The sequence below is a fragment of the Sagittula sp. genome (assembly GCF_052825245.1).
In genome coordinates, this window is record NZ_JBRBWD010000008.1 from 35,493 (window position 1) to 50,367 (window position 14,875).

The following is a 14,875-nucleotide window of genomic DNA, read 5'->3' on the forward strand; positions in this document are numbered from 1 at the left end:
TTCCGCATGAAAGATCTGTCGCCCGATTCGATCCTTGACCTGTGGCCTTGGCCCGCCGTCAGTGTGGACCCGGCCACCGACCGCATCTGCGCCGCCAATCCGGACGCCGAACGCCTTCTGGGGCGTCCGCTGGCCGGGGAGAGTTTCCTCGACTGCCTCGACGGCGACGCCGGTCATCTCGTGGTCTTTGCCGACGGGGTGCAGCACTACGGCCGCCACTGGACCCGCGAGCTCCGCCTGCTCCTGCCCGGGGGCGAACCGCGGCCCTGCGAGTTGAACGGCACTTACCTCCGCACCGCGGACGGCCACCGACTGCTGATCGCGCTCGTCCCGCTCGACGACCTTCAGGCGCGGCAGGACATCACCGAGGCGGGCACACTCCACCGCTCCGGCCTGATGGAGTGGAAGCGCACCCAGACCTTCTTTTCGGAACTGGAACGCCAGAACCAGCTGATCCTCGATGCGGCGGGCGAAGGCATCTACGGGATCAACGCGGACGGACAGACCACCTTCGTCAACCGCGCCGCGCAGGAGATGCTGGGCTGGTCGGCGGAGGATCTGCTGGGCCGCGACACCCACGCGATCATCCACCACCGCCACCTCGACGGCACGCCCTACGATCACCGCGACTGCCCGATCTACCATTCGTTCCGCAACGAACGTGTCAGCCGCGTGGAGAACGAGGTGTTCTGGCGCAAGGACGGCCGCCCGATCCAGGTCGAATACGTCTCGACCCCGATCTACGACGGGCAGGTGCTGGCCGGTGCCGTGGTGATCTTCCGCGACATCACCGACCGCAAGGAAAGCGAGCGGCGGCTGCGTGACGCAATGGCCGAGGTCGACGCCCTGCGCGACCGGCTGGAACAGGAGAACGCCTACCTCCAGGAAGAGATCAGCTCGGCCCGCGCGCATTACGATGTGGTGGGTGAAGCCCCCGCGATCCAGCGGACGCTGAAGCAAGTGGAACTGGTGGCACCGACCGATGCCAACGTGCTGATCACCGGCGAGTCGGGCACCGGAAAGTCGCTGGTCGCCGCCGCCGTGCACAAGGCGTCGGACCGCAGGCGCCGTTCGATGATCCGGCTGAACTGCGCCGCCCTGCCCGACAACATCGACAGCGAGCTTTTCGGGCAGGTCCGCCGCGACGGACGCGGGATCGACAAGGCCGGGCGGCTCGAACTGGCGCACGGCGGCACGCTGTTCCTGGAAGAGGTCGCCGACCTGCCGCTCGAGTTTCAGGGGCGGCTGCTGGACGCGCTGCGCGACCAGACCATCACCCGCGTCGGCGAGGACCGCCAGCGGCGAGTCAACGTCCGCATCATCGCCTGCACCAGCCGCGACCTGTCGCGCGAGGTCATGGCCGGTCGGTTCCGCGAGGACCTGTATTTCTTCCTCAACGTCTTCCCCATCGCCCTGACCCCGCTGCGCGAACGCACCGAGGACATCCCCCTTCTGGCCGCGCATTTCCTGCGTCTCGCCTGCCGCCGCACCAAACGCGCGGAGCCGACGATCACCACGGGCGCAATCCGCAAGCTCGTGGCCTATCACTGGCCCGGCAACGTGCGCGAGCTGGAGAACGTGATGGAACGCGCCCTGATCGTGTCCGAAGGCGACAAGCTGCGGATCGAGGGGCTGGATGCTTCGCTGCCCGCCAGCGGGCGGCCCGCCGGGAAGATCCTGACAGAGCAGGAGTTCCGCGCGGCGGAGATCGAGAACCTCGTCGCCTGCCTGAGGGAGACCGGCGGCAGGGTCGCGGGGCCCGGCGGCGCGGCAGACATCCTCGGGGTGCGGCAGACGACGCTTTATTCCAGGATCCGCAAGTCCGGCATCACCCCGGCGATGTGGTCCTCTCCGACCAGCTGAGGCGCTGCAAGTGGCGGGCGGCGCACCTCTCGCTCTGCCCATCTGCAGCGAGCACGAATTTACCTTGCTGCCGACTTCGCATATCGGTTCTTCAGACCTTTTCGACACAGGACAGCCAGCCATGACCGAGCCCTATGATCCCTCCGGCGAAGGCGCGCAGATGTCCTTTGACCGGTCCATGTCCTATGGCGACTACCTGCACCTCGACGCGATCCTCTCGGCACAGGCACCGCTGTCGGAGGCGCCGGACGAGATGCTCTTCATCATCCAGCACCAGACGTCCGAGCTCTGGATGCGGCTGGCCCTGCACGAACTGAACGCAGCCCGCACCGACCTTGCCGGCGAAGACGTGCGCCCCGCCTTCAAGCGCCTGACCCGGACGACACGGATCTTCGAACAGCTCAACAGCGCGTGGGACGTGCTGCGCACCATGACGCCGTCGGATTACACCACCTTCCGCGAGACGCTGGGGCAGAGCTCGGGCTTCCAGTCCTACCAGTACCGCGAGATCGAGTTCCTGCTGGGCAACCGCAATCCCGCGATGATCCGCCCCCACGCCCACCGCCCCGAGATCGCCGCGCGGCTGGAGGAAGAACTGACCCGGCCCTCGCTCTACGATCTCGCCGTGGAGCGGCTGGCGCAGGCGATCCCCCTGCCCGACAAGGCAATGCAGCGGGACCGCGCCAGACCGCACGCGCCCGTCCCCGCGCTTCGCGAAGCCTGGGCCGAGGTCTACCGCAACCCGCAGGCGCACTGGGATCTCTACGAACTTGCAGAGAAGCTCGTGGACCTGGAGGACTATTTCCGCCGCTGGCGCTTCAACCATGTCACCACGGTCGAGCGGGTGATCGGCCTCAAGCGCGGCACCGGCGGCACGGGCGGCGTCAGCTACCTGCGGCGCATGCTGGAAGTGGAGCTGTTCCCGGATCTCTGGACCCTGCGCACCGATCTGTAATCGCAGGGTGCCGCGGCTGCCGGTTGCACCTGCGACACGCCGCAGCAACAGCGCGGGAAAGCTGGGGCCGCCGGGGCGCCACGCCTTGACCTTGGCGCGGGAAGCCGCACAATCGGACAAAAGGGCGCGACATCGCGGCCCGCCAAATCAAAGCTCCCCCGAAGGAGATCCCATGCCTTTCACCCTGACCGTCAACGGAACCGCCCACGAGGTCGACCTGCCCGGCAACGTGCCGCTCCTCTGGGTGCTGCGCGATGCGCTGAACCTGACGGGCACCAAATACGGCTGCGGCGTCGCGTCCTGCGGCGCCTGCACAGTGCACATCGACGGCCAGCCGGTACGGGCCTGCGTGACGCCGCTGGACAGTGTCGAGGGCGACGTGACCACCATCGAGGGACTGGGCACGCCCGACGCGCTGCACCGCCTGCAGAAGGCCTTCATCGACGCGCAGGTGCCGCAGTGCGGTTACTGCCAGTCGGGTCAGATCATGCAGGCGGCGGCCCTCCTGGAAGAGGTGCCGAACCCCACCGACCAGCAGATCGACGATGCCATGGCGGGCAACCTCTGCCGCTGCGGCACCTACCCCCGCATTCGCGCCGCCATCAAGTCCGCCGCGCAAGGAGCCTGATCCATGTCCAGCATCGGCAAGATCGCCCGACGCACCTTCCTGTTCGGCACGCTCGCCGTGGCCGGCGGCGCCGCCTTTGCCGCGTGGTACGTGGCGAAACCCGCCCCCAACCCGCTCGAGCCCGGCGAGGGCGAGACCGCGCTGAACCCCTGGGTGGTGATCGACAACGAGGGCATCACCGTCGTCGCCCCCCACGCGGAGATGGGCCAGGGCACGATGACCACATGGGCCGCGCTGATCGCCGAGGAACTCGACGTCACGCTCGACCAGATCCGCATCATCCACGGTCCGCCCGCGCAGGCCTATTACAACCACGCGATGCTGGGCCTCGCGGTCGAGGGCAAGGGCTATGACGCCTCCTCCCTCCAGCGTTCCCTCGGCGACCTGATCGGCCACGTGGGCAAGGTCATGTCGCTGCAGGTGACGGGCGGGTCGACGGCGATGAAGGACGGGTTCGAGCGGATGCGGGTGGTCGGCGCCACCACGCGCGAACTGCTGGTCCAGGCGGCTGCCAACCGGCTTGACGTTTCGCCCGCAGAGCTGGTCACCGACAAGGGCAACGTCATCGCACCGGACGGCACGAAGATCCCCTACACCCGACTTGCCGCGGAGGCCGCCGAACTGGAGGCGCCGCGCATCGAACTGCGCGAGCCGGAAGAGTGGAAGATCCTCGGCACCCGGTTCCAGCGCGTGGACATCCCCGCCAAGACCACCGGCACCGCGACCTTCGCCATCGACACCCGCCTGCCAGGTCAGAAGTTCGCGGCCATTCGCCTTGCCCCCACCCGCGCCACGGTGCGCGACTTCGACGCCTTCGAGGTCTCGCGCATGCCGGGGGTCGAGAAGGTGGTGGACCTTGGCGACGGCCTCGCGGTGATCGCCAGCAACACCTGGATCGCACAGGACGCGGTGAACCGCATTCCGGTCGAATGGAATGCGGCGCGCTACCAGAAGGACGACGCCGCGCTGGCCAAGGCGCTCGAGCAGGCCTTCGACAAGGAACCGGACTCGATGCTGCGGGACGACGGCGACGTGACACGCCTGCACCGCGACGCCCAGCAGATCGAGGCGGAGTACCGCGTGCCCTTCCTCGCCCATGCGACGATGGAACCGCAAAGCTGCAACGCATGGTTCGACGGCGGCAAGCTGCGTCTCTGGACCGGCAGCCAGATGCCCACCTTCGCGGTCAGTGTCGCGGCAGAGGAAGCGGGCCTCGACGAGGACGACGTGGAGATGACCGTGACCTACCTCGGCGGCGGCTTTGGCCGGCGCGGCGAGGTCGACGCGGTGCGCTATGCCACGCGGATCGCCAAGGAGGTGCCCGGCTCGCCGGTGCTGCTGACCTATTCGCGCGAAGAGGACATGACCCACGATTTCTACCGCCCCGCTGCCATCGCGCGGTTCCGCGGTGCGGTGCGCGAGGGCACGGCCGAGATGCTGGAGGCGCGCATTTCCTCGGCCCCGGTGACCGGCCCTGCCCTGACGCGCGCGGCGGGTTTTGCGCCCGGCGGTCCGGACCAGGCCATCGTGGAGGGCGCCTTCAACCAGCCCTACGACATCTTCAATTACCGCGTGCAGGGCTTTGCCGCGTCGGAGATGCCGCCGGTCGGGTTCTGGCGCTCTGTCGGTTCGTCGATCAACGGTTTCTTCATGGAAAGTTTCATGGACGAGATGGCCCATGCCGCCGGGACCGACCCGATCGAGTTCCGCCAGGCACTCTGCCGGGACGAGTTCCTGCCGGCGTGGGAAGTTCTGAACGCGGTCAAGGAGATGTCCGGCTGGACGGACGAGAAGCCCGAGGGCGTCGGGCGCGGCGTTGCCATGTGCTACAGCTTCGGCACGCCCGTGGCCGTGGTGGTCGAGGTCAGGATGCAGGACGATGCGATCCGGGTCACGCGGGCCTGGATGGCCGCCGACCCCGGCGTGGCGCTGGCCCCCGACAACATCGAGGCGCAGTTGACCGGCGGTCTCGCCATGGGGCTTTCGGCGGCCATCGGCGAAGAGATCACTTTTGCCGAGGGCGCCGTCCAGCAGAGGAACTTCCCGGATTACGAGCCGCTGCGCATCACCCAGATGCCGCAGGTCCGTGTCCGCATCCTCGAGACGCAGGAACACATCGGCGGCATCGGGGAGCCGGGCACACCGCCCGCCGCCCCCGCGCTGGCCAACGCGATCTTCGACCTGACCGGCGAGCGTTACCGCACCCTGCCGCTCAAGCACCACGTCGACTTCTACGTCTGACCGTCTTTGCATCTGACCACGAACGCCCGGCCCCTTGCCGGGCGTTCGCCTTTAGCGGGTAGGGAATCCCGCCGTTGGCCGCGCGCCCCAATGCCCCCATGTCTCCCTCATGAATTGAACCCCGGATTTATCAGCCCGGATCTTTTTCAGGAGGAGGACCACATCATGCGCGGCGCAAAGCAACGGCGATACAACGACCGGATCACCCTTCGGACCGATGCGGCACAGGGGACCGCGTGGCTGGACGAAACAGAGACGCGGCTGAACGCAATCGCGCCCGGCTGGCACTTCCTCGCCACCTACCTGATCGCCTACATCGACCGCCCGCTGCTGATCGTGCCGCGGACCTCCGGTGCGCTGACGCCAGAAGGCAGCCTGCACCGGAAGGGCCGCGGTTTCGTGCTGGAGTTCTCTCCCGAAGACCTGCAGGCGGAAGACCGGAACGGCCCGTGGCAGGGCGATCCGGACGCCTTCCTTGTCCATGCGCTGGCGCGGGTGATGCTGGCCTGCCAAGGTCTCGATGACGACACGCCCTTCACCGGCGCGCGCAGCCACTGGCGCAGCCCGGCGGACTTCCTGGCCGTCACGCTCACCAACATCTTCCGGTCAGAAACGGATCCCCAAGCCACCCTGCGAGGCAGTGCGTCGGACGATGCCTTCGATCCCATGGACGGCGACCCGGGGGCATTTCATGCCGATCACCGCGACCTGTTCCTGCGCGTCTTCCGGCGGCAGGAGCACGTCTTCTGGCACCTCGCACAGGCGCATTACGCTTCATTCAATCCGTTCAACGACATTGTCACGAACCTCAGCCTGCGCGAGCTTTATCCGTCGCGCAGGCGGGGTGGATCGCCGGAGACATTGGCAAGGGCGGCCTGACGGGCCGTTGCCCGTCCCACTTCCGGCAATGAATGATGTGCCGCCATCGGTGAAGATTCACCGTAACCGGCAGGCACCGTGACCTGAGAGGTCGTCACCGAAGGCGGTCGTGTCGCCCCTTCGCACAATGGTGGCGGCCAAACGACGCGTACGGCCCGCGTTTCCCAGTCCGTCACATTTGACGCGAATTTGACGCGATTGTTCCGCAAAACCGCCCATCCACTCCCGTAGACCGATCAACGGAAGGCCCCTGAGAGGCCGTTGTTTCGAGCAGTCGCCGCCCCAAGGGGCGCACCCTCCCCCGTGCGTGTACCGGGAGGGCACAGGATCGGTATGTCATGGCCACGTACAGAGTAGAGTTCTATTCCTTCAACCCGCAGGGCGTGATCCCCACCTCGGGCAGCTTCACCTGGACCGGGCCATCCACCTACAACGCCACCGCCTCGATCACCGACAACGAAGCGGGCGTTCAGGGCTACACGCTGGACGACGACAGCGCCGGCGCGGAGAGCGCCTTCGGTACGGCGACCACGACCTCCGGCACCTCGACCAACGTCAGCATGGACGCCGAGATCGTCTGGACCGTCACCGACAGCGTGACCGGACAGACCTTCCAGGTCGCACAGCTCGAGATCGAAGGCGGCGGAGCCAGCGGATTCTACACCCTGTCCGAACAGCCGATGGTGGCGGGCAGGTCGTACACCGTCTCCGGCTACGACTCGAACCCGGACGTCACGGCGGGCGACATCGCCTTCTCGTTCCGGGACTACACAAACGGCGTGATCGAGGGCACCTCGGGCAACGACTCCATCGACCCGACCTTCGTGGACATCCATGGCGAAAGCCCCGACGACACCATCGGCACCAACGCCGATTCCATCGCGGCGGGCGCCGGGAACGACACGGTCGTCGCCGGCTGGGGCAACGACACGGTGCATGGCCAGGACGGCGCCGACCTGATCTACGGCGACTACGGCAGCTACACGCCCGCCAACATCGCCCAAGACCTGAACTGGAGCCAGCAGGGCGCGAGCGGCACCAACCTCGCGGGCGGCTTCACCCAGGATACCGGCAACATCGACGTCACGCTGGGCTTCGTCAGCACCGGCAACAACAACCCCACCTTCCAGGTCGACACCAGCCAGACACAATATTCGCAGGCCGGAGAAGGGTTCAGCGGCACGTCCTCCCTCTACCTCTACGGCCAGGGGGATGGCGCCACCTCGCGCACGACCATGACCTTCGGCCGCTCTGCCGGTGCGTCGGTCGAGGACGAAGTGGTCAACGTCTCGTTCCGCATCAACGACATCGACTGGGGCGCCAACAACCACACCGATCAGATCACGATCAACGCCTATGACGCGGACGGCAATCCCGTCGCCGTCACGATCACGCCGGGCAGCACCGACACGGTGTCGGGCAACACGATCACCGCGGGCACGGTGGCAGAGGCGACCAGCGACGCGGGCGGTTCGGCCCTGATCGAGATCGCCGGGCCGGTGAAGACGGTCGAGATCATCTACGGCAACCTCCAGACCAACACCCAGGGCATCTGGGTCACCGACGTCCAGTTCGAGGCCGTGCCGATTGCGCAGGGCAACGACAGCCTGTCCGGCGGCACCGGCAACGACACGATCTACGGCGAGGCCGGGAACGACACGCTGGACGGCGGCGCCGACAACGACCGCCTGTTCGGCGGCGACGGCACGGACAGCCTGCTGGGCGGGACAGGCACCGACACGCTCGACGGCGGTGCGGGCAACGACACGCTGGACGGTCAGGACGACGCGGACAGCCTGTTTGGCGGGACGGGCAACGATTCCCTGGTCGGCGGCGCGGGCAACGACACGCTCGAAGGCGGTGCCGGGGCCGATGTGCTGAACGGTGGCACGGGGCTCGACTACGCCTCTTACGCGTCCTCCGGTTCCGGCGTGACGGTCAACCTTGCGACCAACACCTTCTCGGGCGGCGACGCGACCGGGGACACCAACGGCGGCGGGCTGGACGGCATCATCGGCTCTGCCTTTGACGACAGCCTGACCGGCTACGACGCGCAGGGGTCGGACGCCGATGGCATCTGGACCAACGTCATCTACGGCGGCGGCGGCAACGACACCATTGCCGGTCTGGCGGGCGACGACAGCCTTTACGGTGAAGACGGCAACGACAGCGTCGATGGCGGCGACGGCAACGATTACGTCTCTGGCGGGACCGGAAACGACACGCTGCTGGGCGGTCTGGGCAACGACACAATCGACGGCGGCAGCGGTTCGGATTCGATCACCGGCGGCGCGGGCAGCGACACCATCAGCGCCGGGTCCGGCAACGATACGGTCGACGCGGGCACCGGCAACGACACCGTCCTCGGCGGCGTCGGCTTCGACTGGCTTTACGGTAACGAGGGCGACGACCTGCTGCAGGGCGACGGCGGCAACGACACGCTCCTCGGGGGTGCGGGCGCCGACACGCTGGACGGCGGCGCGAACGACGACGTGCTGGCGGGCGAAGCAGGCGCCGACAGCATCCTCGGCGGGGCAGGCAACGACCTGATCTATGCGGCCCAGGGCGACACGATCAACGCGGGCGACGGCGACGACACCATAACGCTGGTCGACCTGGCAGAGGCCGGGTCTGCCGCGATCTTCATCGAAGGTTCGACCACCGGACAGACCGGCGGCGACACGCTGAACCTGAACGGCGTGGCCGACCGCGGCACCATGGTCATCACATCAGACGTGGACGGCGAGCTGACCGGCACCGTACAGATGTACGATGGCACCCTGGTCAGCTTCTCCAACATCGACCAGGTGATCTGCTACACGCCGGGCACGCGCATCCTGACGACGACGGGCTATCGCGCGGTCGAGACGCTGCGCCCCGGCGACCTGATCGAGACCCGCGATGACGGCCCGCAACCGCTGCGCTGGATCGGCCAGAGCCGCCGCCTCGCCCGCGGAAAGACCGCCCCGGTCAGGATCGCGCCCCACACGCTGCCGACCGATCCGGCGCTGCGCGATCCGCGTCCGCTGCTTGTCTCGCCGCAGCACCGGCTGCTGATCGAGGGCTTCGAGGCAGAGCTTCTGTTCGGCGAGGAAGAGGTCTTTGCCGCCGCCACCCATCTCGTGGGGGCCGAGGGCGTGACCCGACAGCAAGGCCACGAAGTGACCTACGTTCACCTCGCGCTCGACCGGCACCAGGTGATCTGGGCGGAAGGCGTGGCCTCCGAAAGCTTCTTCATCGGTCCGCAGGCGCTGGATAGCCTCACGCCGGACCTGCACGCCGGTCTGATCGAGGTCTTCCCGCAACTGGTGGAGGGCACCGAATGGTACGGCGCCACCGCCCGCCCCTGCCTGAAGCGCCACGAGACGGAGATGCTTCTGAAGGAGATGACACAGTCGCTCAGGCAGGCGGCGTGACGCCCTGCGGATGAGGCGCACAAGCGGCGGACGAGGACCGAGAGCGCCCGCAAAACCACAAGATGCAAGGTGCCGAAGGGGATGCGCGCGCCCTGTGCAAAGGCGGTGCACAACCCGCGCCGAACCGCTTCCCTCGCTTGCCGCTGCGTCAGGCCCAAGCCTAGTCTCCACAGCAGGAGCAACGAGATTCTCGGGGACATTCTCATCATGCGACGTATCACGCGGGGCCTCGCGGCCCTTTCCCTGTGCCTTGTCCAAAGCGGCATCGCGCAGGCCCAGGTCGTTCTGCCGGGTGACACCGTGACACCCTATTTCAACGACGTGCGCGGCTGGCGCGTGGATGTCGTCTCGGAACAGCCCGGGCGCGGGTTTGTGGGCTGCCGGGCCACGCGCGTCATCGACGGCGACGCGGTGGCCATCGACCGGATCGAGGGCGACTGGCGGTTCATCTTCCCGACCGGCGTCTCCGCCGTCTACGAAGGCGGCACGATGGATTACGACAAGTACAGCATCGACGCGCAGTTCGACCTGCGTGAGGGCTGGGCGGTGCGGTTCCTAGAAGGCCAGGAGCTGGCGCTGCTGAAGGGCGCCGGGCTGGTTGGCGTCTCGGTGAACAGCGATCCCCGGGGCGCACGCGGCTATTCGATGGCCGGTTCTACCGCGGCGACGCTGAAGGTCGAGGAGTGCGTCCAGCGCGGCGGCCAGACGGCGTCGGCCGTGCCCTCCACGCCCCCGGCCCCGCCCGCCCCTCCGCCGGGCGCCAACGCGGCGGCGATGCCGCTGATCTTCTACCAGGTGCCGGTGGGCGAGTCGCAGGTGGGCGACTGCGACATGGGTTTCACGGAACCCTACCGCTGCACCTTCGACGGCCAGCCGCCGCAGCCCGGCTACAGCCATTCCCTGCTGGTGCAGGATGCCTTCGGCGAAGCACCATCCATGACGATCAACGTCATCGACACGGCCCATGCCCATGTCTGGGCATCGCTGGACGGCGGAAGCTGGATGTACCTGGGCAACTGGCACCCGACGGACGGCGGCACCTGCGCCGAACCGGACGCGACACAGACCCCGGACGCGGAGGCCAACATCGGCCAGGATTACTGGAAGGTCTGTATACTCCAGTGATCCATGGTGAGGGGCGGATTGACTGTCCCCTCAGCGCCTCGAAGGATGGGTCTGCGAATATAAATGCCACGCGACAACCGGGCACTGACCCTTAGCGTCCGTGCCGCAGTCCCTTCGTTTCAGGCGCTTTTCAGAAGATCGGTGTGCTTGCCGCGTGCCCAGTCGCGAACGGCGTCCCCGAAGGCCTGGAACAACGGGCGGGAGACAGGGTCGTTCGCGGCATCCCATTCCGGGTGCCACTGCACCGACAGCGTGAACCCCTTGGCGCCTTCGACGTAGATCGCCTCCGGCGTGCCGTCGGGGGCATAGCCCTCGATCACGATCCGGCGTCCCGGCGTCTTGATGCCCTGGCCGTGCAGGGTGTTGGTCATCACCTCGGTCGCGCCGAACAGCCGGTGGAACACGCCGCGCTCTGTCAGGGTTACCTTGTGGCGCAGGGCGAACTTCTCTTCGATGGTGCCGTCCGGCGGCATCCGGTGGTTCATCCGTCCCGGCAGGTCGCGGATTTCCGGGTAGAGCGTGCCGCCCATCGCCACGTTGACCTCCTGGAAGCCGCGGCAGATGCCGAAGAACGGCTGGCCCCGCTCGACGCAGGCACGGACCAGCGGCAGGGTGATCCCGTCGCGATATCGGTCGTGGGCGCCATGCGCTTCCGTCCATTCCTCTCCGTATTCCTCGGGGTGGACGTTGGGCCGGCCGCCGGTCAGCAGGAACCCGTCACAGACCTCCATCAGCTCGTCCACCGACACCAGGCGCGGGTCGGCGGGGATCAGCAGGGGCATGCATCCGGACACCTGCGCGACGGCCTCGGAGTTCATCGTGCCGCCGGCGTGGGCGGGGTACTGATCGTTGATGAGATGCGAGTTGCCGATGATGCCGACGACGGGGCGCTTCATGCCGTGCTCCTTCTGTTCGTTCATAACCTAGAGCACAAAATGGTTCAGAAAAAGATCAAGCGCGCGCACGGCAGGTCTGTTTCAGCACACATGTGCCGGTCGAGATCACGAATGCAGCACAAGATGTGCGACGGATGCCGCAGGTGCACGGTCCGTGATCCGCCCTGGCCGTGGCGCGGTTTGCGGCAGGGGCACGATGACGTGCGGCGGGCGGCCGATCCCGGCGAATGCGGCCCGTTTCGCCCGGAATCGCGTTGAATAAACGTGCGGCGGATGGTCGGATACTGGCAGGCCATGGACACCGCCTTCCAAGGCCCGATCACGCGAGGGAGACGACGATGCGCGCGCCGACAGACACCATGACATCCGAGGCGATCGACCTCTCCTCCTGGGACCGGGCCGAGCATTTCCACTTCTTCCGCGCCTATGCCCGTCCGCATTACGCCGTCACCTGCCGTCTGGACGCCTCGCACCTGATGGCCCGGCGCCACGCCGACCGGATTTCGCCATTCCGCGCCTGCCTGCACGCCATGGGCACGGGTCTGAACGCTAATGCGGCGCTCCGTACCCGCTTCCGCGGCGACGAGGTCGTGCGCCATGACCGCATCGGCCTGTCCATCACCGTCCCCCGTGAACGAGAGGGCTTTGCGTACGCCTACCTGCCATGGCAGCCAGACTTCGCCGCCTTCGACCGCGACGCGGCAGGACGGATGGAAGCCGCGGCCAAGGAGACCGGTCTGAGGACATCGGACGTCAGCGGCGACGGCGTGGCCTACCTGTCCTGCCTGCCGTGGATGGACTTCACCGCGCTCGACCACGCGGTGCCGGACGCGGACGACTGCATCCCGCGCGTGTCGTGGGGCAAGATCGTGGAGGAAGACGGTCGTCACAAGGTCGCCGTCAACATCCAGGTGCATCATGCCGTGGTGCACGGCGCCGACCTTGGCCAGTTTTACCAGGAATCGCAGACCGCGCTGAACGCCCTTTAAAGGGCAAGGCTCAGGCCGCTTCCTCGTCCTGTTCTGCCTGTTGGCGCTGCCAGAGGGCGGCATAGCGGCCGCCCTTCTCCAGAAGCGCATCGTGGGTGCCCTCCTCGACCACCTCGCCCTGTTCCAGCACCACGATGCGGTCGGAATCGGCGATGGTCGACAGGCGATGCGCGATGGTCAGCACGGTGCGCCCCTCACCCGCGCGGCGCAGCGCGTCCTGGATCGAGGCCTCCGTCTCCGTGTCGAGCGCCGAGGTCGCCTCATCCAGCAGCAGCACGGGCGGGTTCTTAAGGAGCGTCCGGGCGATGCCGACGCGCTGCTTCTCGCCGCCCGACAGCTTCAGCCCGCGTTCGCCCACCTGCGTGTCGTAGCCTTCGGGCAGCGCCTCGATGAAGGTGTGGATCTGCGCGGCGCGCGCCGCCGCGACGATCTCTTCGTCGGTGGCGCCGTCACGCCCGTAGGCGATGTTGTAACGGATCGTGTCGTTGAAGAGCACGGTGTCCTGCGGCACGACCCCGATGGCGGCGTGCAGGCTGTCCTGCGTCACGTCCCGCAGGTCCTGCCCGTCGATGCGGATCGCGCCGCCGTTCACGTCGTAGAACCGGAAAAGCAGCCGCCCGATGGTCGACTTCCCCGACCCCGACGGCCCGACCAGCGCCACGCGTTCGCCCGCGCCCACGTTGATCGACACGCCCTTCAGGATAGGGCGCGCGGGGTCGTAGCCGAAGCGCACGTCCTCCAGCGAAACGGCGCCGCCGGACACCGACAGCGCAGGCGCGCCCGGCTTGTCAGACACCTCCTGCGGCTGTTCGAGCAGGTCGAACATTTCGCCCATGTCTACCAGGGCCTGACGGATCTCGCGGTACACGGTGCCAAGGAAGTTCAGCGGCATGGTGATCTGGATCATGTAGGCGTTGACCATCACGAAGTCGCCCACGGTCAGCGCGCCGTTCTGCACGCCCACAGCCGCCATGACCATCACGATCACGAGACCCGTGGTGATGATGAGCGACTGGCCGAAGTTCAGCATGGCAAGCGAGGTCGCGGTCTTCACCGCCGCCACTTCGTAGCCCTGCATGGCCCGGTCGTAGCGCGCGGCCTCGCGCCCTTCCGCGCCGAAATACTTCACCGTCTCGAAATTCAGAAGCGAGTCGATGGCCTTCTGGTTCGCGTCGGTATCCTGGTCGTTCATCTGGCGGCGCAGCTTCACCCGCCACTCGGTGACCTTGAAGGTGAACCAGACATAAAGCCCGATGACGCTGGCCACGACGACAAGATACCAGACATCGAACAGGTAGAAGAGCACCGCCCCCACCAGCACCAGTTCGAGCACGAGCGGCCCGATGCTGAAGAGCAAGAAACGCAGCAGGAATTCGACGCCCTTCACCCCGCGTTCGATGATGCGGGACAGGCCGCCCGTCTTGCGGGTGATGTGGTAGCGCAGGCTCAGGCGGTGGATGTGTTCGAAGGTCTCCAGCGCCAGGGCCCGCAGGGCGCGCTGCCCGACGCGGGCAAAGACGCCGTCGCGCAGCTGCTGGAAACCGACCGACATCAGCCGCGCCAGACCGTAGGCGACCGTCAGACCCACGGCACCCAGTGCCAGGTCCGAAACCTTGCCGTCCAGCGCATCGACCGCCTGCTTGTAGAGGATGGGCGTGCCCACCGCCACCAGCTTCGAGATCAGCAGCAGCACCAATGCAATCACCACACGGCGCTTCACCCAGTCCTGCCCTTCCGGCCACAGATAGGGACCGACACGGCGGATCGTGCGCATGCCGGAGCGGCGCTCTTCGCGGGCGATCTCCTTTGCGGTGGTGTCTGCGGCCATGCCGGCTCTCCTGTGCCTAACACGCGCCCGAACAGGCGCGCCTGGGTCTGTCATG

The 14,875-nt window shown here is 67.3% G+C and carries 10 protein-coding genes; 8 read left to right on the forward strand and 2 right to left on the reverse strand.

The annotated features are described in order from the left end of the window. The first annotated feature begins 6 nt into the window (after window positions 1-6). From ACU0DV_RS02315 to ACU0DV_RS02345, 7 genes are all read left to right on the forward strand, one after another. On the forward strand, window positions 7-1,863 hold the full coding sequence (locus ACU0DV_RS02315) for a sigma 54-interacting transcriptional regulator (protein ID WP_446241413.1): 1,857 nt from the start codon (window positions 7-9) through the stop codon (window positions 1,861-1,863). Between the two features lie 121 nt (window positions 1,864-1,984). Continuing rightward, complete coding sequence (gene kynA / locus ACU0DV_RS02320) at window positions 1,985-2,818, forward strand: tryptophan 2,3-dioxygenase (RefSeq protein ID WP_283980502.1); 834 nt, start codon at window positions 1,985-1,987, stop codon at window positions 2,816-2,818. 172 nt (window positions 2,819-2,990) lie between these two features. Further along, the gene (locus tag ACU0DV_RS02325) at window positions 2,991-3,446 is read left to right on the forward strand and encodes a (2Fe-2S)-binding protein (protein WP_100930086.1); all 456 of its coding nucleotides are present in this window, start codon (window positions 2,991-2,993) and stop codon (window positions 3,444-3,446) included. Between the two features lie 3 nt (window positions 3,447-3,449). After that, window positions 3,450-5,687: a molybdopterin cofactor-binding domain-containing protein gene (locus ACU0DV_RS02330; protein WP_446241412.1), complete on the forward strand. Its 2,238-nt coding sequence runs from the start codon at window positions 3,450-3,452 to the stop codon at window positions 5,685-5,687. A 165-nt stretch (window positions 5,688-5,852) separates the two neighbouring features. After that, on the forward strand, window positions 5,853-6,566 hold the full coding sequence (locus tag ACU0DV_RS02335) for a hypothetical protein (protein WP_446241411.1): 714 nt from the start codon (window positions 5,853-5,855) through the stop codon (window positions 6,564-6,566). Window positions 6,567-6,904: 338 nt separating this feature from the next. Then, window positions 6,905-9,982, forward strand: a complete 3,078-nt coding sequence (locus tag ACU0DV_RS02340; protein ID WP_446241410.1) for a Hint domain-containing protein — start codon at window positions 6,905-6,907, stop codon at window positions 9,980-9,982. 207 nt (window positions 9,983-10,189) lie between these two features. After that, a complete protein-coding gene (locus tag ACU0DV_RS02345; RefSeq protein WP_446241409.1) occupies window positions 10,190-11,107 on the forward strand; it encodes a hypothetical protein in 918 nt (305 codons plus the stop codon). A gap of 119 nt (window positions 11,108-11,226) precedes the next feature. On the opposite strand, the gene ACU0DV_RS02350 is transcribed toward ACU0DV_RS02345, so the two are convergent. Beyond that, on the reverse strand, window positions 11,227-12,003 hold the full coding sequence (locus ACU0DV_RS02350; protein WP_100930082.1) for a gamma-glutamyl-gamma-aminobutyrate hydrolase family protein: 777 nt from the start codon (window positions 12,001-12,003) through the stop codon (window positions 11,227-11,229). 338 nt (window positions 12,004-12,341) lie between these two features. Here ACU0DV_RS02350 and ACU0DV_RS02355 point away from each other — a divergent pair, with 338 nt between their 5' ends. Then, a complete protein-coding gene (locus ACU0DV_RS02355; RefSeq protein ID WP_446241408.1) occupies window positions 12,342-12,992 on the forward strand; it encodes a CatA-like O-acetyltransferase in 651 nt (216 codons plus the stop codon). A 10-nt stretch (window positions 12,993-13,002) separates the two neighbouring features. On the opposite strand, the gene ACU0DV_RS02360 is transcribed toward ACU0DV_RS02355, so the two are convergent. After that, window positions 13,003-14,820 (reverse strand): ABCB family ABC transporter ATP-binding protein/permease, encoded by a 1,818-nt coding sequence (locus ACU0DV_RS02360; protein WP_370312090.1) that lies wholly within the window; start codon window positions 14,818-14,820, stop codon window positions 13,003-13,005. Window positions 14,821-14,875 lie beyond the last annotated feature (55 nt).